At 38.9% G+C, this 21,887-nt stretch carries 21 protein-coding genes and 1 other RNA gene; 13 read left to right on the forward strand and 9 right to left on the reverse strand.

Going from position 1 to position 21,887, the window contains the following annotated elements; all coding sequences use genetic code 11:
- Positions 1-6: 6 nt before the first annotated feature.
- The 5 genes from TLET_RS03450 to acpP all read left to right on the forward strand — a co-directional run bounded on the left by TLET_RS03450 (position 7) and on the right by acpP (position 5,209).
- Entirely contained in the window at positions 7-1,518 is a 1,512-nt protein-coding gene (locus TLET_RS03450; RefSeq protein WP_012002724.1) for an ABC transporter ATP-binding protein, read from the forward strand.
- Positions 1,515-2,567 carry an ABC transporter permease gene (locus tag TLET_RS03455; RefSeq protein WP_012002725.1) on the forward strand — a complete coding sequence of 351 codons (1,053 nt, stop codon included), beginning with the start codon at positions 1,515-1,517 and terminating at the stop codon, positions 2,565-2,567. The genes TLET_RS03450 and TLET_RS03455 overlap by 4 nt, the downstream gene beginning before the upstream one ends.
- Complete coding sequence (locus tag TLET_RS03460; protein WP_012002726.1) at positions 2,564-3,463, forward strand: ABC transporter permease; 900 nt, start codon at positions 2,564-2,566, stop codon at positions 3,461-3,463. The genes TLET_RS03455 and TLET_RS03460 overlap by 4 nt, the downstream gene beginning before the upstream one ends.
- Complete coding sequence (locus TLET_RS03465) at positions 3,460-4,848, forward strand: ADP-ribosylglycohydrolase family protein (RefSeq protein WP_012002727.1); 1,389 nt, start codon at positions 3,460-3,462, stop codon at positions 4,846-4,848. The genes TLET_RS03460 and TLET_RS03465 overlap by 4 nt, the downstream gene beginning before the upstream one ends.
- 73 nt (positions 4,849-4,921) lie before the next feature.
- The gene (acpP, locus tag TLET_RS03470; protein ID WP_012002728.1) at positions 4,922-5,209 is read left to right on the forward strand and encodes an acyl carrier protein; all 288 of its coding nucleotides are present in this window, start codon (positions 4,922-4,924) and stop codon (positions 5,207-5,209) included.
- A 27-nt stretch (positions 5,210-5,236) separates the two neighbouring features.
- Here acpP and TLET_RS03475 read toward each other — a convergent pair whose 3' ends face one another.
- The 9 genes from TLET_RS03475 to mnmG are packed head-to-tail and all read right to left on the reverse strand — an operon-like array spanning position 5,237 to position 15,017.
- Entirely contained in the window at positions 5,237-6,091 is an 855-nt protein-coding gene (locus TLET_RS03475; RefSeq protein WP_012002729.1) for a type I phosphomannose isomerase catalytic subunit, read from the reverse strand.
- Positions 6,069-7,469, reverse strand: coding sequence for a DUF342 domain-containing protein (locus TLET_RS03480; protein WP_012002730.1), 1,401 nt, complete (start codon positions 7,467-7,469; stop codon positions 6,069-6,071). The genes TLET_RS03475 and TLET_RS03480 overlap by 23 nt, the downstream gene beginning before the upstream one ends.
- Positions 7,444-8,769: a methylenetetrahydrofolate--tRNA-(uracil(54)-C(5))-methyltransferase (FADH(2)-oxidizing) TrmFO gene (gene trmFO, locus TLET_RS03485; RefSeq protein WP_012002731.1), complete on the reverse strand. Its 1,326-nt coding sequence runs from the start codon at positions 8,767-8,769 to the stop codon at positions 7,444-7,446. The genes TLET_RS03480 and trmFO overlap by 26 nt, the downstream gene beginning before the upstream one ends.
- Positions 8,766-9,194 (reverse strand): ATP-binding protein, encoded by a 429-nt coding sequence (locus tag TLET_RS03490; RefSeq protein ID WP_012002732.1) that lies wholly within the window; start codon positions 9,192-9,194, stop codon positions 8,766-8,768. The genes trmFO and TLET_RS03490 overlap by 4 nt, the downstream gene beginning before the upstream one ends.
- Positions 9,191-9,988, reverse strand: a complete 798-nt coding sequence (locus tag TLET_RS03495; RefSeq protein WP_012002733.1) for a DUF4940 domain-containing protein — start codon at positions 9,986-9,988, stop codon at positions 9,191-9,193. Before TLET_RS03495 ends, TLET_RS03490 begins: the two co-directional genes overlap by 4 nt.
- Entirely contained in the window at positions 9,985-10,536 is a 552-nt protein-coding gene (locus TLET_RS03500; protein ID WP_012002734.1) for an epoxyqueuosine reductase QueH, read from the reverse strand. Before TLET_RS03500 ends, TLET_RS03495 begins: the two co-directional genes overlap by 4 nt.
- Entirely contained in the window at positions 10,536-10,985 is a 450-nt protein-coding gene (gene dtd / locus TLET_RS03505) for a D-aminoacyl-tRNA deacylase (protein ID WP_028843342.1), read from the reverse strand. The genes TLET_RS03500 and dtd overlap by 1 nt, the downstream gene beginning before the upstream one ends.
- A complete protein-coding gene (locus TLET_RS03510) occupies positions 10,982-13,120 on the reverse strand; it encodes a RelA/SpoT family protein (RefSeq protein ID WP_012002736.1) in 2,139 nt (712 codons plus the stop codon). Before TLET_RS03510 ends, dtd begins: the two co-directional genes overlap by 4 nt.
- Positions 13,121-13,151: 31 nt before the next feature.
- Positions 13,152-15,017, reverse strand: a complete 1,866-nt coding sequence (gene mnmG, locus TLET_RS03515) for a tRNA uridine-5-carboxymethylaminomethyl(34) synthesis enzyme MnmG (RefSeq protein ID WP_028843341.1) — start codon at positions 15,015-15,017, stop codon at positions 13,152-13,154.
- Positions 15,018-15,136: 119 nt separating this feature from the next.
- On the opposite strand from mnmG, the gene surE reads away from it, so the two are divergent.
- From surE to TLET_RS03550, 8 genes are all read left to right on the forward strand, one after another.
- Positions 15,137-15,916: a 5'/3'-nucleotidase SurE gene (gene surE / locus TLET_RS03520; RefSeq protein ID WP_012002738.1), complete on the forward strand. Its 780-nt coding sequence runs from the start codon at positions 15,137-15,139 to the stop codon at positions 15,914-15,916.
- Entirely contained in the window at positions 15,876-16,391 is a 516-nt protein-coding gene (gene def, locus TLET_RS03525) for a peptide deformylase (protein ID WP_012002739.1), read from the forward strand. The genes surE and def overlap by 41 nt, the downstream gene beginning before the upstream one ends.
- Positions 16,388-17,296 (forward strand): methionyl-tRNA formyltransferase, encoded by a 909-nt coding sequence (fmt, locus tag TLET_RS03530; RefSeq protein ID WP_012002740.1) that lies wholly within the window; start codon positions 16,388-16,390, stop codon positions 17,294-17,296. Before def ends, fmt begins: the two co-directional genes overlap by 4 nt.
- A gap of 3 nt (positions 17,297-17,299) precedes the next feature.
- An RNA gene (rnpB, locus tag TLET_RS10745) (RNase P RNA component class A) lies at positions 17,300-17,628 on the forward strand.
- A gap of 25 nt (positions 17,629-17,653) precedes the next feature.
- A complete protein-coding gene (truA, locus tag TLET_RS03535; RefSeq protein WP_012002741.1) occupies positions 17,654-18,391 on the forward strand; it encodes a tRNA pseudouridine(38-40) synthase TruA in 738 nt (245 codons plus the stop codon).
- Positions 18,286-19,695 (forward strand): hypothetical protein, encoded by a 1,410-nt coding sequence (locus TLET_RS03540; RefSeq protein ID WP_144313071.1) that lies wholly within the window; start codon positions 18,286-18,288, stop codon positions 19,693-19,695. The genes truA and TLET_RS03540 overlap by 106 nt, the downstream gene beginning before the upstream one ends.
- Positions 19,692-20,489, forward strand: a complete 798-nt coding sequence (locus TLET_RS03545; RefSeq protein WP_012002743.1) for a TlyA family RNA methyltransferase — start codon at positions 19,692-19,694, stop codon at positions 20,487-20,489. The genes TLET_RS03540 and TLET_RS03545 overlap by 4 nt, the downstream gene beginning before the upstream one ends.
- A complete protein-coding gene (locus TLET_RS03550) occupies positions 20,477-21,871 on the forward strand; it encodes a hypothetical protein (protein WP_012002744.1) in 1,395 nt (464 codons plus the stop codon). The genes TLET_RS03545 and TLET_RS03550 overlap by 13 nt, the downstream gene beginning before the upstream one ends.
- Positions 21,872-21,887 lie beyond the last annotated feature (16 nt).

Consider the following 21,887-nt stretch of genomic DNA (forward strand, 5'->3'; position numbering starts at 1 on the left):
TTGAAGTTGCCTTATATAGAAATGGTAGGGATATACAAAGTCTATCCTCCAGATGTGGTTGCTCTAAGTGGAGTGGATCTCTCTTTTGAGAGAGGAGAGATCCATTCTATTGTTGGTGAAAATGGTGCGGGTAAATCGACTTTGATGAAAATCCTTTATGGAATGATTAAACCTTCTGCGGGTATGATAAAGATCAACGGGCAAAAAGTACAAATATCCAATCCTTTAAAAGCAAGAGAACTTGGTATAGGTATGGTTCATCAAGAATTCATGCTGATTCAATCTTTCAAAGTGTATGAAAATGTCATTCTTGGCCAGGAAATGACATTAGCTGGTTTTATAGACCGAAAACATGCCAAACAGCGTGTACAAAAAATTGTTGATAAATATGGATTCAAAATAGATATTGAAGCAGTAACATCGCAACTATCAGTTGCTGCACAGCAGAAAATAGAGATAGTAAAACAACTTTACAGGGAAGCCGAGACCCTGATATTAGATGAACCTACAGCTGTCCTGACACCACAAGAAAGTGAGGAGCTCTTCGAAGAAATTTTTGAACTTCGCGATCAGGGAAAAACGGTAATATTTATAAGTCACAAATTGGAAGAAGTTTTAAGAATATCGGACAGAATCACGGTAATGAGGAAAGGCAAAAAAATAGCAACACTTGAGAATAAGGGTATCAATCCGGAAGATCTCGCAAAAATGATGGTTGGAAAATCAATTGTTTTTCAACTTGAAAAATCTCGAATTGAACCGGGAAGAGTTGTTTTGTCTATTGAAGATCTTTCGCTGAAATCAAGAAGATCAGATAGATATGTTCTGAGAAACGTGAACATCACTGTCAAATCTGGAGAAATTGTAGGGATAGCAGGTATAGAAGGAAATGGACAATTTGAGTTAGTTCAAACTTTAATTGGTTCCTTAAAACCAAGCACGGGAAAGATAACAATAGACGGTATTGATGTTACAAATATGACTATTAGAGAGAGAAGAAAATTGATGAGTTATGTCCCGCAGGACAGGAAATTTACAGGACTGGCTCTTAAAGCGACTATTCTTGAAAATTTGCTGATGACACATCATTTAAAAAAAGAATTTCAAAAGGGAATCTTATCGATAAACTGGAAAAAGGCTCAGGAATTTAGTAAAAAAGTCGCGCACGAATTCGAGGTTGTTTACAGGAATTTGGACGAATCTCCATCTACACTTTCGGGCGGCAATCAGCAGAAAATAGTTGTTGGGAGAGAATTGTCGCTCGGATACAATTTAATTGTGCTTGATCAACCAACGCGTGGTTTAGACGTAGCCTCGGCTGAATATATAAGAAATCTTATTATCAAAATGAGAGATGCTGGCAAAGCCGTGCTTCTAATTTCCGCAGATCTTGAAGAACTCATGCAATTATCAGATAGAGTATATGTAATGAGACAGGGAAAAATCGTGGCATCTCTTGACGAGAAAACTATTGATTTACAAACCATTGGAAATTACATGCTGGGGGTAGTGAATTGAGGAAATTAAAGAGGATAGGTATATCACTATTTTCCATTTTTGCCGCTTTTTTAATCAGCGCGATATTCATTGCTATTCAAAACACTTCCCCAGCCAGCGTGTTTAAGGCACTGTATCAATATTCTACCGGATCTTGGTTTTCTTTATCATCCACATTGAACACAGCAACCCCCTTAATTCTCACAGGAATATCAGCAGCAATTGCATTTTCGTCGAATGTTGTAAATCTTGGGCAACACGGGCAATTATTGGTAGGCGCGGTAACAACAGCCATACTTGGGGTTTATCTTGATTTACCGGGCTGGATCGGAGTACCGGTGCTGGTAATCCTTGGATCTCTTGCGGGGGCACTTTGGGCAGGTATTTCCGCTCTTTTTAAGAAATATTATAAAATGGATGAATTTATAACAACCCTGATGTTGAATTTCATAAGCGAGTATCTTACAGTTTATCTGGTCACTTATCCATTTTTGGACAAAAAAGCCTATGTGCCGGCTACAGCAATGATTAAAAAAACGTATTTTATGCCAGACGTTTGGGGAATAAACCTGTCTTTCCTCGTGGCGACATTTGTTGCTATGATTTCTTACTGGTTTATTGGAAAAACAAAATTGGGTTATGAATTCAGAATGATGGGGCACAATCCAAATTTCGCCAGGGTTGGTGGTTGCCGCACAGAAGAAAACGCCACTCTCGTTTTGCTTTACACTGGTTTTCTCTCTGGTCTGGCGGGAGCTTTGCTTATCCTGGGCGGAACACAACACAGATTTATGAAAGGTATAGGTGCAAATTTTGGCTGGGATGGTGTGATGCTTGCTATAATTGCCAACAACAGTGTTTTGGAAACTTTTTTCTACGGGATTTTCTTTGGTGCTCTCAAAAATGGAGCAATTGGTATGGAATTTGAAACATCTGTTCCCTCTGAATTCGTAATGTTTTTAGAAGCAGTAATAGTACTTTCTGTAGTTAGTGTAAGAAGTGCGATAGAATACTATGGTCAAAAAATAAACTCGTTAATCAAATTGAAAAAGGTCGTGACCGGGAAATGAGCGATTTGATATTTCATATTTTGAGAGCCACACTGAGCAGTGCAACACCTATTATGCTTGCAGCACTTGGAGGAATGTTTACATATTATGCCAATGTATTCAATATAGCAATGGAAGGCATGATGTTGATGGGGGCATTTTTTGCGGTATATGGCAGCTATTTTTTTGGAAGCTGGTTTATTGGAATTGTCTTCGCCTTATTAAGTGGAATTGTTATGGCTCTTTTATTTGCCATGATCGCTGTCTACCTCCGTGCGGACGAGTTTGTAACAGGCATCGGACTTAACATGCTTGCTCTGGGCTGGACTACTTATGCATTGAGAAGTACGTTTAACGTTAAAGGAGCATTGATTTCACCTAAAATCATTTCTTTACCAAAATTGAGCATACCTGGCTTTGAAAATCTTGGGTCTCTGGGCGAAATATTTTCTGGGCACCCTTTTATTTTGTACGTCTCATTTGCTCTGGCCATAATTTTTGAATTTTTAATATTTGAAAGTAAATTTGGTATGAGACTTAGAGCAACCGGAGAAGATTCAGAAACCGTAAAGTCTGCTGGGATAAATCCAGCGAGAATGAAATTGATAAGTACAATCCTATGTGGGTTGTTATCAGCACTTGCAGGAGTTTATCTTTCCCTCGGATATGTCACACTTTTCAGCGAAAACATGTCTAATGGGAGGGGATGGATATCTCTGGCAATAATCATACTTGTTAAGGGCAGGCCATTATCAATACTGCTGTTATCTCTCATTTTTGGCTTTTTTGAAAGCCTTGGTTTGATAATGCAGAATTATGACATAGCACCGCAATTCACGTCCATGATTCCATATCTTGCTACACTGTTCGTTCTTTACACATATGCTAAGAAAAAGATTAGAGGTGAAGGATTTTGAAGGCATGGGAATACGAGGCTTTTTTACGGAAAAACGCCCGACCGTCTGAAGAAATTACGCAGGGTTCGTGGGAAGATTCTGCTGATCTGTGGATTTTTCCTGAACAAGTCGTAAAAATGTTCTGGCAAAGTAAGGTACCTGGATCAGGCGCTCCAGAATGTTTGATCGCCGGTGCTATACAATCTGTAGAAAATATGGGCAGAAATGTTGAAAAAGCGGAAGATTTATTCAAGATAGGATTGGAGCTCTATAAGAATGACAAAATTAGTGAATTGAGAGCTGTTACAAGTTTGATTTTCGAATCACTGAGAAATGCTCCCATTATAAGTGACCATAATTACCATTGTTATTCAAGACCTGAAAGATGGGAAGACATATCGTGCAATTTTCCAAAACAGAGCTGGGCTCTCAGAGGGGATATTTACGATAAAATTCTTGGTGGATGGATAGGACAAATTGCGGGTTCATCTATGGGAACAAAATTTGAAGGATATTCTGGTTCAAGTTTGGAAACAACTTTTGGCGAAGGGCTTGGTTATTATGTTGGCGATGTGAATACATTAAATGATGATATAACATATGAAATAGCCTTTCTGATGGCCGCAAATGAAGATGGAGAATTGACATCGAAAAAGATTGCAACAAAATGGATAGAAATGATACCTTTCGGCTGGAGCGCAGAATATATTGCTCTTGAAAATCTCAAAATGGGTATTTTCCCACCGGAGTCTGGCATCTTCAATAATCCTTTTCAAGAATGGATAGGTGCGCAAATGCGCTGTATGGTTCATGGTTTGTTAATGCCAGGTTTGCCAGAAAAGGCTGCTTATTTAGCCTATATTGATTCTTGTATTTCTCATGCAGGCAATGGTTTATATGGGGGTATTCACAGTGCTGTTTTGACATCTCTTGCATTTACAACGGACGATATTCATCGTTTGATAGAACTTTCTTTGGAATATGTCCCAAGAAAAAGTGAATTTGAGGAAGTACTTCGCAGTGTAGTTCAATGGTGTAAGAATTCAAAATCCTGGCGTGATGTGAGAAATATGATCGAAAACCGCTTCGTCAAATACAATTGGATACATGTTTATCCGAATTTATGCTGCGTGATAGCTGCCCTCTGGTATGGCGAAGGAGATTTTGATAGAACTATGTATATAATTTCTGCTTTGGGATACGATGTTGACTGTAATGCTGGCGAAGCTGGCACTGTTCTTGGGGTTTTGAATGGTGCTAACATGATACCAAAAAAGTGGACAGATCCCCTGGAGAATACCTTAAGGACTTATATCGATGGCTGGAAAAGGACGGAGATTACTATGCTTGCGGAAGCAACGTTGGCAATTTCGGAAAAGGTGAAAAAGAAAATAGGTATTTGTTAGCGGAAAAGACTTGACAATTTGTTGATGCGATGGTTTATAATTATTCGACTTAAATTTATTAGGAGGGAAACACATGAACAGGGAAGAACTTGTAGAACGGATCAGAGAACTGGTTGCTGAGAAACTGGGGCTTGATATTGATGAAGTTACCAATGATGCCGATCTGGTGGAAGACCTGGATGCAGATTCTCTTGATCTGGTGGATCTCGCCATGGCAATAGAAGACGAATTTGGTATCACGATAGCTGATGAAGAATTAGAAAAAATAAAAACTGTTCAGGACATTATTAAAAATTTGAGCAGCAAAATAAAATTCGAAGAAGAAGAAAAAGAAGAGGAAGAAGAGGCTGAGGAAGAATAAAAATGACCGCTGGTTCTCGCCAGCGGCTCACTGTTTAGAGTTAGAATACCAAACTTGGCCAGGTTTTATAACCAGTGCATTTCCTTTAATTCTGGTTATTTCCTTTCCCAGCAAGAGGAATGTCTCATATTTTGATGTTTTGTGGGAATTGATTTCACCATTGCTCAACATTACGATTATGGAGTTTGACAGGATTTTTGTTGTTCCAGAAACTCGGTATATATGGAAATACTGTGATCGGAAACTCTCGAAGTTCTTATAGATCAGGTTATCTATGTTGACATTTTTTGATACAAGAACTGCCTTTTCTATATGTAGATCGCGGCCACGTTCCCAGTCGTAAACTCTGTAAGTTAGATCGGAAGATTGTTGAATCTCAATTAACATTGACTCAGGCCCAATCGCGTGCATAGTGCCAGCAGGTATGTACAAAAAATCGCCATATTGTGGATGAAGTATTTTCAATCTTTTTTTGATTTTATCCGGTTTTAAAGGTAGCTCATCAGGATTGATTTTTTCAGGGATAAGACCTATTGTGCTTTTCTTTAAGAAAAACCAGCACTCTGTTTTTCCCCAAGGCTCCTTTTCAATTTTTCTTGCAAAACTATCATCAGGATGGACCTGGATCGATAGCCATTCCTTAGCCGAAATTAATTTCAAAAGTATGGGAAACCTTTCGATGTTCAAATTGAAGGATTCCAGTACAGAATTTATGTGTAGGGCTTTTCCAGAAAGTGTCTGTACTTCTGTAGTAATTAAAGGATGATCTGATAGAAGCCACACTTCTCCAACCGGTTTTTCAGATTTTGCGCCGAATAATTTGCCTAACTCACGATCTCCCCATATCATTTCTCGAATCTTAGGTATTGTTTTGAGTATCAACTGAGTAACCCCCAAGCCTAACTTCCTGATTTTCGATTAGGACAATTGCTTTTTCAAAACTTTTATCGGTGTAAAATCTTTTTTCGAAAATCATGATCTCTACACCAGGATGGAGAATCCTTTTCGCTATAACTTTTGCGTGACTGAATCTATCTTTAACCTGTTGCTCTATAGTTTGTAACTCTTTTTCGGTTGATTCGATAGAATTTCTTAAATTAATAAGTGTTTGACCGACTTTCCTGTAAATCTCCATCTTGTCCGCTGGCAGTTTACCTTCGTTTTTTTCCATCAGTGCTTTTAAAGTTCTATAAATATTGACCAGTTTGCCGAGGTTTTCGCGGTCAAGTTCCAATTGTCCTCTCAACACTTTGATTCTTTCGCGGACTTCAGGGTCGAATCCAATTTCGATTGTTGTTCTCACCCCTAAGGGTGAACCAATTTCCTCTGCTTCCAGAACAAAACCTGCTGAAATTGATCCACCTGCAATAATACCTTTCGATCCAGATGCCTTAACTCCCACCCCTGCTTTTATGTGACAGTTTGTCACGGGTCCATTTACAATGACATTTTTACCGGCCTCTACAATTGCATTTTCGAGAAATTTTGCTTGAATATCTTCTTTTGCTTTTATAACACCCTTTTCTCTTCCCTTAACACCGAGAACACTCACAGATCCTTCGAAAGATATTATTGTTGCTGCTTCAACGACGCCAGATATTGAGATATTTCCTTTTGCCTTAACTGTGAATCCTGGTTTTACATCACCTGAAATCTGGACTTCGCCGGGAAAATCTATATTTCCAACTGCATAATCAACGTCTCCTTTTACGATCAAAACCTCATTTACGTCTATAGATCCATCTGGTTTTGCCAGTAGGATACCGTCTGTGCTAGCAATCACTTTTCTACCGTCCTCCGAGAGTTTCACGTTTTTTCCAAGTTTTACCTGTGCTGGTTTTCCTGGTTTTGGATTAAGAGTTCTGCCGAAAACATTCCTTCCCTCTATGCCTGGAGTTGGTGGTACTATTTCTGCTATTTCTTGCCCTGCTTTAACTATGTGTCTCGTGCGGCTGGGGAGCTCTCTTAGATCAATTTTATCTTTTGTAATTTCTGTTTCTTCTTCTTTTCCCAGCTTGAGCATTAATATTTGGCCATCTTCTCCATTAATCGGCTCCTTGCCGACAGCTACTAAAACAGGTGTATTAACGATTCTCTGGCTTACAATATCTTCTATTGCCTGGTCAATTATTCCAAATACAATGCCATTTTCCCTCAGATGTGAGAGTATTGCGTCTTTTGATAAACTTTCTTCTTCGTCGGTAAAAACTGTTACATATGCCTCGAGTCCATTATTAGAAACCTTTGACTGTATTTTCACGAATGCCCCCCTCTTTCCACTGAGAGTAATTGAGAAAATTTTCGAGATCTCTCAGGGCGGTTTTAGCCACCTCCTCGCGATTTTTATTTGCCGGACCCATTAAACCATAATTTGCATACATGGGTTGAAGAGTTGTATCAGTACCTTTCAGTATGTAATTCAGCAAACACCCTGTCATCGTGGATTTAGGTAATTCCAAGGGCTCTTGATTTTTTGAGATCCTGTAAACATTCAATGCCACGTACAAACCACTTGCAACTGATTCGAGATATCCTTCTACACCTGTGATCTGACCAGCAAAAAAGATTTTTCTGTCATTTTTCAACCTCATAAATGGGTCGAGAACTTTTCTGGAATTTATGTAAATATTTTTATGCATAACCCCATAGCGGACTATTTCAGCTTTCTCAAGTCCCGGTATTAATCGTATAATTTTTCGCTGTTCTCCCCATTTCAAACGTGTTTGAAAACCAACTATATTGTACAATGTTTCGTCAAGATTTTCCTTTCTAAGTTGCACGACAGCGAAAGGTTGTTTCCCGGTCCGGGGATCTATTATACCTGTGGGTTTCATAGGTCCAAACAGCAATGATCTCTTACCACTCTTTGCAATGTCTTCGATTGGTTTACAACGTTCAAACAACAAATCTTTTTCAAAGTCTTTCACAGGTAGCACTTCCGCATTGATGAGCGCCTCGTAAAATCTATCATATTCATATTCATTCATCGGACAATTTAAATAATCCTGATTGCCAATTCCATATCTATCTGCTCTGAAAACAACAGAGTAATCTATGCTATCAGCAGTTATTATTGGTGATACAGCGTCAAAAAAATACATATTGTGTCCAACTTTTTCTCTTAACCAGGATGCGAAACTATCGCTCGTCGCGGGTCCAGTTGCAATAATCCATATATCCTCTTTGCTGTCAGGTATGTATCTCAATTCTTCAATTACAATATCGATTCCAGATTCTCTAATAACGTGAGTTACTTGCTTGGAGAATTCTTCTCGATCCACAGCAAGGGCTTTCCCTGCAGGTACAGCGCAATTTCTGGCAACCCTTAATATCAAAGAGCCGAATAACTCAAGTTCTCTTTTAAGCAATCCAGATGCATTTTTTATGCTATCGGACTTCAGAGAATTGCTACAAACAAGCTCTGCAAAATAACTTGTTTTATGAACTGGCGTCATCTTTGAAGGGCGCATTTCGTGCAAAATTACTTTTAAACCTCTAATAGCAAGCTGATAAGCAATTTCAGAGCCAGACAACCCCGCCCCTACTACGTGTACTTTCAATTTTCATCACCCGATTGTGCATAAGTTTTTGTGAGGATAAGAAGGTTTCCGTTATCGCGATTTTTTAATTTGACAGAATCGAAAATCCTGTTTATCAGATAAAGTCCAAACCCGCCTTCTTTATCGGAAGATGGTGTCTTAGGCTTGATAATCTCTGGATCAACCTGATCTCCGAAATCTCTCAACATGATCTCTATTTTTCTCTGAGTATAATCCCATACCAGTGTCATGATTATATATTTCGTTTGGTCACCTTTATAAGTATGCCTTATTATATTAGTGATAGCCTCATTAACACCAAGTTCTGTATCCCAGATCTCCTCATCAAAGATCCCTTTGTGAGACAAAAATGATCTAATAACTGCTCTTGCAACCCTTGTATTGATAGTTTTTGACGAAAAAGATATCGTGAGAGTTTCTCTCATGTTGACACCCGCCCTTGACTTTCTCTCAATCCACAGGCATACAGAAAACAATCAACACCTATGTCAAAACGTAGCCAGTACTTGCTCTCAATTAATCTTTCCTGATTGTATGCGCTCTGAACAGAAATTTTTCTTCTCTGACTGAGCTGAAAAAGATCGGTGGATGAGACTCTGTCAGATATGAAATCGATATCTTTTGGATCTATACGAACATTCACACGGTATTTTGGTATATCCTGATAATTGAGAATACCACTCTCAGAGACATACCTATCAACTACGAAAGCCTGCCTTAAAGACTCTATCATATTTTCTGAAGGGGATGACAGGGAAAATTTGGCTGATTTGTCTATATTCAAATAATTTGTAGCAAGAACATACAGATCTTTCTCGCCAAGGTTTACAATATTCAATGCAATTTTACTTAATTGTTCTCTATATTTCAGTCTTGCTTCGTTTTCCTGGGTGAATAAGATACCTACCATTTTTTGTCCTTTCCAGGGTGATATTACACGCGATATTTCGGTTAGTAAATTCCCATATGGGATAACCTTGAGGCATATCTGGTTTAAGTAATTTTTCAAAAGCTCAACAGGAATAATATCTTTTTCAAAGGCAACTACCGCAGGCCCCAGAAAGGTATCTACATAAATCAACAGGAGGTTTTTACCGGATAATTTAACCGATACTGGTATTTTTGATTCTATGACTATTTCTGAAAATTTTTTGAGTTCATCTTTTATGCCCAGCTCGTCAATAATCACTGATTTTTGTGTAATAGCTGTTATTTTCATCTGGTAATCATCCCTAATCTTTTCTCCCTCAGTGAATAAATGCAACCGCAGTAATTTTGCCTGTACAATCCAAACATTTTGCTCAATTCGACACTTCTTTTGAAACCATCTTTTTTTCTGAAATCTCTGCGAATGTATTCTATATTGAAATCTTTTGACAATTTTTCGCCTATGCTATGTATCCAGAGGATATTTTTTTTCGGGCTTGTCGTCAATGTTGTGGAAAAGGCTTTAAAGTTGTTCTTTTTTGCATACCACGCCGCAAATCTGAGACGATATTCAATACACTTGAAGCATCTGATAGATCCTTCACCATAGTCTTTAAATTCCTCTATTTCTTTTTTCCATAAGTCAACGGGTAGATTTTCTACTATTAACGTAAGGTTCAGGATATCAGAAAGAGTTCTTACAGCTTCCAGGCGTTTCAAGTATTCTTCATCTGGTTGAATGTTCGGGTTGAAGAATAATAAAACAGGTTCATAACCTTCATCGCGCAACCGCTCAACTGCAGTTGTTGCATCTGGGGCACAGCAAACATGCAAGATCATCAAAATCTCCTCTCGCTGTCTAAGAGCAATGTTACAGGTCCATCGTTAATAACTTTTATGTCCATATGGGCTCCGAAAATACCCTCTGATACATTTTGAACTTTTTCTCTCACCATTTCCACAAATTTTTTGTAGAGATATTTCCCATATTCTGGAGGAGCAGCGTCACTAAAAGAAGGTCTTCTGCCACGCCTGCAATCTCCATAAAGTGTGAATTGAGATATGATCAAAATGCCTCCCTTGATATTAATAACATTTCGATTCATCTTTCCCGATTCATCTTCAAAAATCCTCAAATTCAATATTTTCTCACACATCCACTCTACGTCTTTCTCGCTATCTTTCTTCCCCACTCCAAGGAATACAATCAATCCTTTTTCAATACTTCCAACTACTTCGCCACCGACTTTAACCTCTGCACTGTGAACTCTCTGAACAACAGATCTCAGACCAGTTTCCCCCTTTCGACAGATATTACGCTATCAAGTGATTCAAGAGAATGTTTGGCTTCTTCAAGTTGCTTCAAATTATTTACAGCCAAACTCAGAGAAGCAACGGAATAATTCCACTTTGTTGTTACCAGAGAAGCCTTAAGAACAGTTATTCCTTTGTTTTCGAGTAATTGCACGAGCTTTCCAATGTCTTTCTTTTCGCGAAGTTCCAATCTAAGGGCTGTTTCGAACCTATCCTGTGAGTTCCCATTCCATCGTGCTTCAAATATTTTATCTGAATCTATGTTTTTTATGTTCGGGCAGGAAACATTGTGTACAGTTATGCCCTTTCTACTCACTACTCCGATAATTTCATCACCAGGAACTGGACCGCAACATTTTGCCAGATGTATATCTATGTTTTTCAGCCCGGAGATCTCTACAGCTGGCTGTAAATTAAGCAATTTTCGTTTCTTTTTGACCAATGGCTGATTTTTCTCTGTCAATGGATTTAATAAATTCAGCAAATCCCCATAAGATATCGTTCCCTCGCCTATTCGGCTGTAAAATTCATCTTCCGTGATACCCTGATTCTGGAGGTATTTTTTTGTTACGATCGATTCCATTATTTCTTCTATAGGTTTGGCCAGTTGTTTGCTAACGCGCCGCAGGACATCTTTCCCTCTATCAACAAGTTCGCTTTGAAATTGTTCTCGAAAATATTTTCGTATCTTTGCTTTGGTTCTTGGAGATTTTGCGTACTTCAACCAATCAAGGCTTGGTCTGGAATTTTTTCCAACGATTATTTCAACTAAATCTCCATTTTTCAACTGATAGCTTATGGGTACCATTTTTCCGTTTACCTTGGCTCCGGCAAATCTATGACCAATGTCTGTGTGGATCGTATATGCAAAATCTATGGGTGTAGCTCCCAGAGGAAGGTGTTTTACCTCGCCTTTTGGTGTGAAGACAAAAACCTCATCCATTTGCAGTTCTTTCTTAAATTCTTCCAAACCTGATAAATCTTTTGTCAACTCCCTTCGCCATTCAAGAAGTTGATTTACCCATTTTTGCATCGTTCTGACATTGATACCGTCTTTGTATATCCAATGCGCTATTAAACCATATTCAGCTTCCGTGTGCATTTCCTCATCTCTTATTTGTACTTCAAGGGGTTCACCATATCCGGTGATCACTGTCGTGTGAAGAGATCTATAGCCATTGGATTTTGGAGCAGCTATGTAATCTTTTATTCTACCAGGTAAGGGCTTCCATATGCTGTGCACTATTCCAAGCACATTGTAGCATGTTGTGACATCTTTAACGATGGCTCTTATTCCAAAAAGATCATAGATTTCATCAAAACTTTTTCCTTTTCCTTTAAGTTTTTGCCATATACCATAATAATGCTTAAATCGACCTTCTACCCTTGCTACGATGTTGTTATCGGCTAACGCTTTTTGAAGTATTTCGACATACTCTTTGACTCGCTGTTCTCTCTCTCTTTTCTTTTCTGATACCAGATTTTTAATACGATTGTATTCGTTCCTGTTCAGGACCTTAAAGGCAAGATCTTCCAGTTCCCATTTGATGGAATAAATTCCCATTTTATGAGCAATAGGAGCATATATTTCAAGTGTTTCTCTCGCTTTATACAATCTTTTTTGTTCATCACGAACAAAATCAATAGTTCTCATATTGTGCAATCTATCTCCAAGTTTGACAAATATTACTCTGATATCTTCAGCCATTGCGAAAAGCATTTTTTGTATGGTTTCTATCTTCAATTTTGAATCGCTCATATTGACAGGTGTGTTCAATCTGCTGACCTTTGTCACTCCATCAACAATTCGGCTTATTTCTTTTCCAAACTCTCGTTCCACGTCTTCGATTTTTACTTTACCTTCGCTATCTTCAACAGCGTCATGCAGCATGGCGGCTACAAGAGTTTGGATATCCACATTCATCTGTGCGAGTATCTTGCACACCTCGACAGGGTGAGCTATAAATGGTTCACCTGACTCGCGGTAAAAATTCTCATGAGCATATGAAGCCATGTCATAGGCTTTTGTAAGTAATTTTTTGTCATCTTCCGAATAAAATTTGCCTTGCAAATCGAGAATTTGCTTTGCAATATCAAGGGAATATACCATTATTCATTCGCCTCTTTATAAAAATATTTTATCACTTGAATGATTTGAGATAGGTTATCAACGCAAGAATATCAGCTGGAGTTATTCCTGGTACTCTTGAAACCTGTAGTACATTCCTCAGCCTGATCTTTTCCAGTTTCTCACGTGCCACCACCGACAGGTTTGGTATTTTGCCGTAATCGATTGCTTCAGGAATAGTAATTTTCTCAAGGTCGTTAAATACCTTCGTTTCTTCGAGCATTTTTTCTATGTAATCCTCGTATTTTGCCGTCAATTCGATCTGCTCAATAACCTCAGGGCTATCCATTGGTGAAGGATCAAGGCTTCTCAGCTGTTCATAGGTAATATCAGGCCTTTTCAATATTTGAAAGAGAGTCGTTGGTTGGCGCAGTGGGTGTGTATTGATTGATGTTAGAAAATCGTTAATTTGACCTGTTGGTTTTATACTAACTTGCTTTAATCTTTCAATTTCTGTCTTTATTCTGGACTCAAGCGTGAGAATTTCTTCGTAGAACCACTTTGGTATCAAACCAATTTGATATCCTTTCTTGGAAAGGCGTAAATGTGCATTATCGTGTCTTAGCAATAATCTGAACTCAGCTCTCGACGTCAGAATTCTATATGGTTCATCAACACCCTTCGTAACGATGTCATCAATCATAACCCCGATATAAGCCTCAGATCTGTCCAGCGTAAATTGATTTTCGCCTCTCAATTTTAGAGCGGCATTGATTCCTGCTATCAATCCCTGACCGGCGGCTTCTTCATAACCACTGGTACCGTTTATCTGGCCGGCTAAAAACAGTCCTTCTACTATCTTGCTTTCCAGAGTATGATACAATTGTGTTGGATCAGCATAATCGTATTCTATGGCGTATGCAGGTCTTGTGATATGTGCATTTTCTAATCCTGGTATTGTTCTGATCATTTCAAGTTGAACCTCATAAGGCAGGCTGGTGCTCAATCCGTTCAGGTAATATTCACCGGTTGTTTTTCCTTCCGGTTCGACAAAAATTTGATGCATATTTTTTGATGGAAATTTAACCACCTTATCTTCTATAGAAGGGCAATAGCGTGGTCCTTTTCCAACAATGAGTTTTACATCTCCATATAAAGGAGAAAATCGCAAATTTTTTCTGATTATTTCATGGGTTTTCTCATTTGTATACGTAAGCCAGCAGGGGTAATCCTTTGAAAGAATCACAGGTTTGTCAAAATAAGAAAAGCATAAAGGCTCTTTTGAGGTATCCTGCCTGATCATCTTTGAGAAATCGATTGATTTACCAAGAATACGAGCCGGGGTACCTGTTTTAAACCTTTGAAATCTAATGCCATACTTTTCCAAAGACTCTGTAAGTCCCTTCGATGGAAAATCCCCTAATCTTCCAGCTTCAAATGTTGCATGCCCTATGAAAATTTTTCCGTTTAAAAAAGTACCCGCTGTTAAAATTATAGCACGAGATTTATATTCAATTCCCAAAGTATCGACTACACTTTTAACCTTTCCTTTTTCAACAAGGATATCGCACACTTGGGAGTGCCTTAAATAGAGATTCTGAGTTTCTTCAAGTATTCTTTTCATTTTCTGACTGTAAGAAACTTTATCTATTTGGGCTCTAAGAGCTCTAACAGAAGCTCCTTTACTTGTATTTAGCATTCTGACGTTTATCATGGTTTCGTCGGTTACCTTTGCCATTTCTCCGCCAAGCGCATCGATTTCACGAACAATGATTCCTTTTGCTGGTCCTCCAATTGCTGGATTACAGGGAGCCCAAGCTACTCTGTCTAAGTTGGATGTTAATAGAGCTGTTTTGAAACCAAGCCTTGCAGTGGCCAGAGCTGCTTCCACGCCAGCATGGCCTGCTCCTACAACAACAACATCAAAATATTCTTTCAGATCTGATCACCTCTCTGGAAGAACCTTCCTGTTATTATTTAAATTGTAGCACGGCTTGAAAATAATTTCGTTTTTTCCAGATATCTACTCATGTGATAAAATTTAACTGAGGTGAATTTGTGAAAATCCTTCTCACAAATGATGATGGTGTGACTTCTCAAGGATTGTTAATACTTGCCAAAGTGCTTTCTCAAAAGCACAATATTCTTGTTGTGGCACCCGAATCAGAACAGAGCGCTACTGGCCATGCAATAACAGTGCGTATGCCTATATGGGTGAAGCGTGTCAGAGTTCTTGAAGAATTTCCTATTTATGCTACTACTGGTACACCTGCAGATTGCGTAAAAATAGGTATGGAGGTACTAGCAAATAAACAAATTGATATGGTTATCAGCGGCATAAATATAGGGCATAATCTTGGAACCGATGTTATATACTCAGGTACAGTTTCAGGTGCTCTTGAGGGAGCTTTGCTTGGAGTACCGTCTATTGCCGTCTCTGCACCCGCAAGAGAAAATTTTGATTATTACAGTGCATCATTTTTTATAAGCAATTTCATTGAAAACTTTGATTTTTCTATTCTTGAACCTTTTACTGCTCTTAACATAAATTTTCCCGAAGGTGACATAAAAGGCTGGAAGGCGACAAGACAGAGTATCAGGAGATACGCTGATAGATTCGAAGCCAGGACAGATCCATCGGGGAATACTTATTATTGGATGTATGGAGATGTTGTAGAAGATGATTCCGCGACCGATTGCGATTATTGCGTGGTATCTAAAGGCTACGTGTCAGTTACACCGATAACTGTTTTCATGCTCAACGAAAGAGCATTGTTGCAACTTAAGGAGGTTGAAAATGGTAAAGAAAATAAGACTTCTTGGAGATCCGGTTCTTAGAAAGAAATCAAAGAATGTTGAAAGAGTAGATGAGACAACCATTTCTTTAATCAAAGACCTGTTTGAAACTATGTATGCAACAGATGGAATAGGGCTCGCCGCACCACAGATAGGTGTTTCTTTGAGAATCTTCGTTATGGACGATGGCAAACCAAGAGTATTTATAAACCCGGAGATTATCTACAAAAGCGAAGAAAAAGAGATTGCAGAAGAAGGATGTTTGAGTGTTCCGGAGGTATTCGAAGATGTTGAAAGAAGCAAAGAGGTGACTGTAAGGTACATGAACGAACATGGAGAAGAAGTGGAAGAAAGCTTTGTTGATTACAGCGCTCGCGTTGTTCAACACGAATATGATCACCTTCAAGGTGTACTTTTCATAGATTTGATACCTTCTTCAAGACGGTTTGCCATTCGAAAAAAACTCATAGAGATAGTACGACAGTCCCAGAAAACTGATTACGCTGAAAGGCCATGAAGATACTTTTTCTCGGGACCCCTTTGTATGCCTCAAGACATCTTGAGGCGCTGTTGAGTGCTGGTCACATGGTAATAGGCGTAATCACTCAACCAGACAAACCTGCAGGAAGAGGTTTGCGTATGGTGCACTCTCCTGTAAAAGACCTGGCGTTGAAAAACAAAATACCTGTTTTTGAAAGTCTCAAGGATTTTCCATTTGACAGACTAACACCTGATATCGGGATTGTTGTGGCTTATGGAGGTTTAATAAAGAAGAAGTTCCTTGATCTCATTCCTTTCGGGTACTATAATATTCATCCGTCTTTGCTGCCGAAGTACAGGGGGGCAGCACCGATAAACAGAGCTCTTGAGAATGGGGAGAAAATGACGGGAGTTAGCCTGTTCAAGTTGACCGAAAAACTTGACGCTGGCCCGATTGTTTTGCAAGTTGAGATCTCTGTCGATTGCTTTGAAACTTTCGATAGCCTTGAAAACAGAATGATCGAGGCTGGCAAAAAAATTCTCTGTGATTTTCTCAAAAATCCAGAATCTTTTGAATTGCGTGAGCAAGATCATTCCCAGGCTAGTTATGCACCAAAAATTACGCCGGCGGATCTTTTTGTTGACTTTCGTAAAGATAGTGAAGCTGTTAAAAACAAGATAAGGGCTTATGATTCTCGACCAGGTGCCAGAACATTTTTTCACGGTGAACAGGTCAAATTATTTGGAGCAGTGGCTATAGAGAAGTGCCATAGCGGTGAGCCAGGAACAATTGTACATATTGACGATAAAGGGGCGTATGTAACTACGAGCGATGGTATAATCGTTATTTCACAAATCCAGTTTCCTTCAAAAAAGAAAATGTCCTTTCTTTCTGCTTTGAATGGCAGAATGCTAAGAGTAAAAGATAGATTTCAAAGTTAATTCGGAGAGAGGCGGGTGGTCGCAGGCGCTGCCTGAGGAAAGTCCGGACTCCACAGGGCAGGACGCTGGGTAATACCCAGGAGGAGCGATCCTCGGACAGGGCCATAGAGACTTCAAACCGCCTTGAAAGGCAAGGGTGGAAAGGTGAGGTAAGAGCTCACCAGCATCGGGGTGACCCGATGGCTCGGTAACCCCCGTTCGGAGCAAGGCCAAGCAGGGGTTGGGTGGTCCCGCCCGATAACCCCGGGTAGGCCGCTTGAGGAGGGTGGTAACACCCTTCCAAGATAGATGACCACCTGAGACAGAATCCGGCTTACGGCCTCTCTCCGATTTAAAAATAAGGGGTGTAAGTAAGGCATGAAGAGATTTATGGCAATAGTTTCATACGATGGAACCAATTTCTGTGGGTTTCAAGTTCAAAAAGACGTGAGAACAGTTCAGGGCATGTTCGAGCAGGCTCTCGAGAGAATTTTAAAGCAGAGGGTGATAACAATTGCTGCTGGTAGAACAGACACAGGTGTACATGCAAATGGACAAATTGTATGTTTCGACTGTTATCTCGATATAGATGAGGAGAGCATGAAAAATGCTATGAATGCAAATCTCCCGGATGACATTTACGTTCGAAAAGTTGTCGAAGTCGATAAAAATTTTCATCCAAGATTTGACGCAAAAAGAAGAATTTATCATTATCTCATATACAATTCCCAGGAACCAAATTTGTTTATCAGAAATTACGCGTGGTGGTTTCCTTATAAATTGAACATCTGTAAAATGAGAGAGGCAGCGAAATTTTTTGAAGGGGAGCATGATTTCAGATCATTTATGAAGAGTGGAGATCACCGGGAAAATACAGTGAGGACAATTTATCGAGTCAGAGTTTTACAGTTACGTGGGGGAATCATTCTTATAAGAGTGGAAGGACGTTCTTTTTTGAGAAGGATGGTTAGAAATATGGTTGGTGCACTTGTCAAAGTGGGGGTAGGCGAATGGAAACCAGAAGATATTTCGAGAGTTCTGGAGTTGAAAGATCGGTCAAAAGCAGCCGTTACTGCACCGCCACATGGTTTGTACTTATATGCAGTGGACTTCTAATTGCTGGAACTGTGAGTCAAATATGGATTCTGGATCAACCTGTATATATTTATGAACAGTCCGGGGTGCTGTATTATGCTGGTTTTACTGAGCCGGCATCGAGCGATTTTGATCTGATTGCATCGTGGACAAAATTACCTGTTGTTCAGCTTTTCTATGATGGACCAGATCAGTTACGAAAAATGGTAGAAGAAATCCTTTGTGAGATAGGGATTCAAATAGGTTTGGGAGATTTTCTTTTAATTAAGTTACGTGTACAGGATGAACTTTGCCACGTTGAGGTTAAATATAGAGATTTCTCTTATGAAGAAAATGCAGGGGCAAGTCAAATTCGGGAAGTTTTATCAAGTAGTTTGAGAGGAATTTTCCCTATTTTAGAAAAGCCGTCTGATGGGTATCTTGTTGAAATAAGGGATGATGTGGAGATTAAAAGAACGCATAATGCAATCAAACCTGTGAGTTTTTTGATTCCTGAGAAACTCTATGAAGTTGCCATAAAAGGCGAAACGCGGTTGCTCCCAGAGGGTTTTTACAACTTTTTTGGGCAGATAGTTTACTTAAACAAAAACATGAAAATAGAAGATTCGGCATTTTTTATAGAAGGAGCGCAGATGGTTTATAAACTTAAAAATGAATTTTTGGTGTATAGAGATGGGAAATTGCTGTATCCTGATGGCCAATTTTTGGTAATTGATGAACCTTATGATGTCCTTGAAGAAAAGATCTTGCCGAAACTTGTCGCTGTGAAGGCAGAAGGAGGAATGCAGATTAATTCCGCAATTCTCGGAAAATATAGGGAATTTCTCGTCTTAGCAAGCGGCATGATTGTTCCACTCGATTTTTCCTGGGTCATGAAAATATCGAACCCGTTGATTGAGTGGTGTGCTAAGGGAGATGAATTATATGTTTTGGATCTTTCTTCTTTCGTAAAAGCGGTAGATTTGAAAAGAAAGAAAATTCTTTGGGAAAAACATATTCCAGGTGCCTGGGGAATCTCATGCTTTGACGATTATATTTATGTTGGAGTTGGTCAGAAAGTACTGAAATTAGATCGAAATGGAAATGTTCTTTCTGAGGAAAATTGCAATGATTTTGGATCCTGGAGAGAGGGTATAATCATCCTGAAAAGCGAAGAGGAAGGTTTTATTGTTAGGAATAACAAAGGTTTTGTGGTGATGAAAAATAGCCAGGCAACTTTGTACATGGACGAGCCAAGAGTTTTCGATAACGTCCTCAGGGTAAAATTTTTTGATTGGGGGACAGTCGTTCAAACAGAAACTGGTTGCTGGGTGGTGGAGAATTGAAAAAAAGGCTCGATTTGATTGTTACTGAGAGAAAACTTGCTGCAAGTAGATCTCAGGCCAGAGATCTGATTAAATTGGGACGAGTGGTAGTGAATGGTAAAATATGCAGAAAGCCTGGCACCATCTGTTTTGAAGAAGATGAGATCAAGCTTTGCGAACCAAGACAGTATGTCAGCCGTGGAGGAGAAAAGCTTGAAAAAGCTTATCTGTCCTTTGGCTTGAAGTTTGCAGAAAAAATTGTCTGCGACATAGGTGCCTCTACAGGGGGTTTCACCCAATTTGCCCTTAAACATGGTGCAAAAAGGGTTTATGCTATAGATGTAGGAAAAAATCAACTTGCAGATATATTGCGAAAAGATGAAAGAGTTGTTTGCATGGAAAATTTCAACGCAAGGAATTTGAGGTTAAGAGATATTGGTGAACATGTAGATATAGTTTTGTGTGACGTTTCATTTATCTCCATCATATATTTGCTTGATCCAATTGGCTTAATTTTGAAAGATAGTGGGGAAGCTGTTTTATTAATAAAACCGCAATTTGAAATAGGAAAAAATCAATCTCATTCTGTAGAATCTCATTTAGAGGTAATTCAGAGGATTTTTAAAAAAGCGATTGATTCTGGGCTTTTTCCCGTTGATCTGATATACTCTCCTATAACCGGTTCAAAAGGCAATATTGAATATTTTGCACATATGGTTAGGGCGGATACGAACAAATGTATATTTGACAGGGTCATAAATATTGTAGAAGAAGCCTGGGATTTTTTCAGGGGTGGAAAGTTGTGCGGACAGTAATTTTACTTTTAATACTTTTTTCTTTGCCAATTTTTATTATGGGTGAGTTAATTGATTTTGTACCTGCAGATTACGATTTTTTCCTGCTTTTCAAAGAAGGATCTCTGTATTATCCTATGATTAAGTCGATTCCGTTTTTTAATTTTTTACTTGGTGAAGAAGGGCTTGGTTTAGAGTATGTTGCAAAATCACTGCTTGAGAATGTGAGCTATAATACCCGTGTTTCTCAAGATCTTCTTTATGAAGTTTTGGGAAGAGATGTACTTTTTGCGGCTCGTGGAATGATTTTTGAAATCCAGTCATTATTCTCACTTGATTTGAATTATTATGTAGAGGCTTTACGCAATATCGGAACAAACTCAATTCTTGTATTTGAAACTGACAAACCAGAACAGTTCATCAAATTTATAGCTGGTATAACAAATCTGAAGCTTTCATACAATGAACAGACCTGGATACTTCAGGATACAGATGTGGCTATATTTTCAAGGTATCATAGAGGTTACCTTGTTTTCAGTGGTAGTAAAATTGCTCTGGAAAAAGCGATAGATACCTACGACAGGCCTGAATCTCAGATGAGAAATCATCCGGCTGTTCAAAGGTTGCTTAACCAACCGACCTGGATTTGTGGGTTCTTTAAAGGTAATTCCTTTGGCATAGATTTTCCCGGTATTAACAGTAATTCTTATGATACAGATTACTTTACCGTTCTGGGGTTGCCAAATGGAGAGTCACTGCAAATAATCGTAAGACAGTACTTGAATGAATCTGATGATCTTGATAAATACCTTTCGAATTCTTCAAATATGAGGAATATGCCACTTATAGGTGATTTGGCTTTTTCTGCTACTGCATCCGGGCCGTCTGATATAGCTCACGAGATTTCGCTGTGGTTTCAGGGAGTGGAAGAGGAAATAAAGAAGATATATGATGTTGTTTCTTATATTTTAAATTTGAGCGAGGGTAGAGTCTATCTAACCAGTGATTTGTCTGGTGAGCAGATCAGGTTTGCGGCTATTTTTGATTTGACGGAGAAATTTGATAATAGTATCCTTGTCAAATATGGTGCACGAAATTTTGGTGAGGAATATCGCTTACCGATTTTGAATGGTTTTGTCTCGTTTTTTGAGCAGGGGAGAAATTTGATTATGACGAATATGTCCAAGGATGAATATGACAGAATATCTAGTAGAAAAAGACTCAGAGATGATGCTGCTTATCAGTATCTTTCTAAAGAACTTCCCGAGAAAGATATAATGAGAATTTATGTGGATTTGGGAAAGATAGTGGAATCTCTACTTGGCATGAAAGCCAGAGGAAGGGTTATGATTTGTGAGTATCTTGAAAATGGAATCCTCATCTACAAAGTGGAGGTAATGTGATGTGAAGATACCGTTT

This window comes from Pseudothermotoga lettingae TMO, from assembly GCF_000017865.1.
Lineage (GTDB): Bacteria > Thermotogota > Thermotogae > Thermotogales > DSM-5069 > Pseudothermotoga_B > Pseudothermotoga_B elfii.

Excerpts from the sequence above, each read along its gene's own strand:
- TLET_RS03460 (WP_012002726.1), top strand. The coding sequence starts at position 2,564 with ATGAGCGATTTGATATTTCATATTTTGAGAGCCACACTGAGCAGTGCA.
- acpP (WP_012002728.1), top strand. The coding sequence starts at position 4,922 with ATGAACAGGGAAGAACTTGTAGAACGGATCAGAGAACTGGTTGCTGAG.
- TLET_RS03490 (WP_012002732.1), bottom strand. The coding sequence starts at position 9,194 with ATGAGAGAAACTCTCACGATATCTTTTTCGTCAAAAACTATCAATACA.
- TLET_RS03495 (WP_012002733.1), bottom strand. The coding sequence starts at position 9,988 with ATGAAAATAACAGCTATTACACAAAAATCAGTGATTATTGACGAGCTG.
- TLET_RS03500 (WP_012002734.1), bottom strand. The coding sequence starts at position 10,536 with ATGATCTTGCATGTTTGCTGTGCCCCAGATGCAACAACTGCAGTTGAG.
- TLET_RS03510 (WP_012002736.1), bottom strand. The coding sequence starts at position 13,120 with ATGGTATATTCCCTTGATATTGCAAAGCAAATTCTCGATTTGCAAGGC.
- def (WP_012002739.1), top strand. The coding sequence starts at position 15,876 with ATGGTAAAGAAAATAAGACTTCTTGGAGATCCGGTTCTTAGAAAGAAA.
- fmt (WP_012002740.1), top strand. The coding sequence starts at position 16,388 with ATGAAGATACTTTTTCTCGGGACCCCTTTGTATGCCTCAAGACATCTT.
- truA (WP_012002741.1), top strand. The coding sequence starts at position 17,654 with ATGAAGAGATTTATGGCAATAGTTTCATACGATGGAACCAATTTCTGT.
- TLET_RS03540 (WP_144313071.1), top strand. The coding sequence starts at position 18,286 with ATGGAAACCAGAAGATATTTCGAGAGTTCTGGAGTTGAAAGATCGGTC.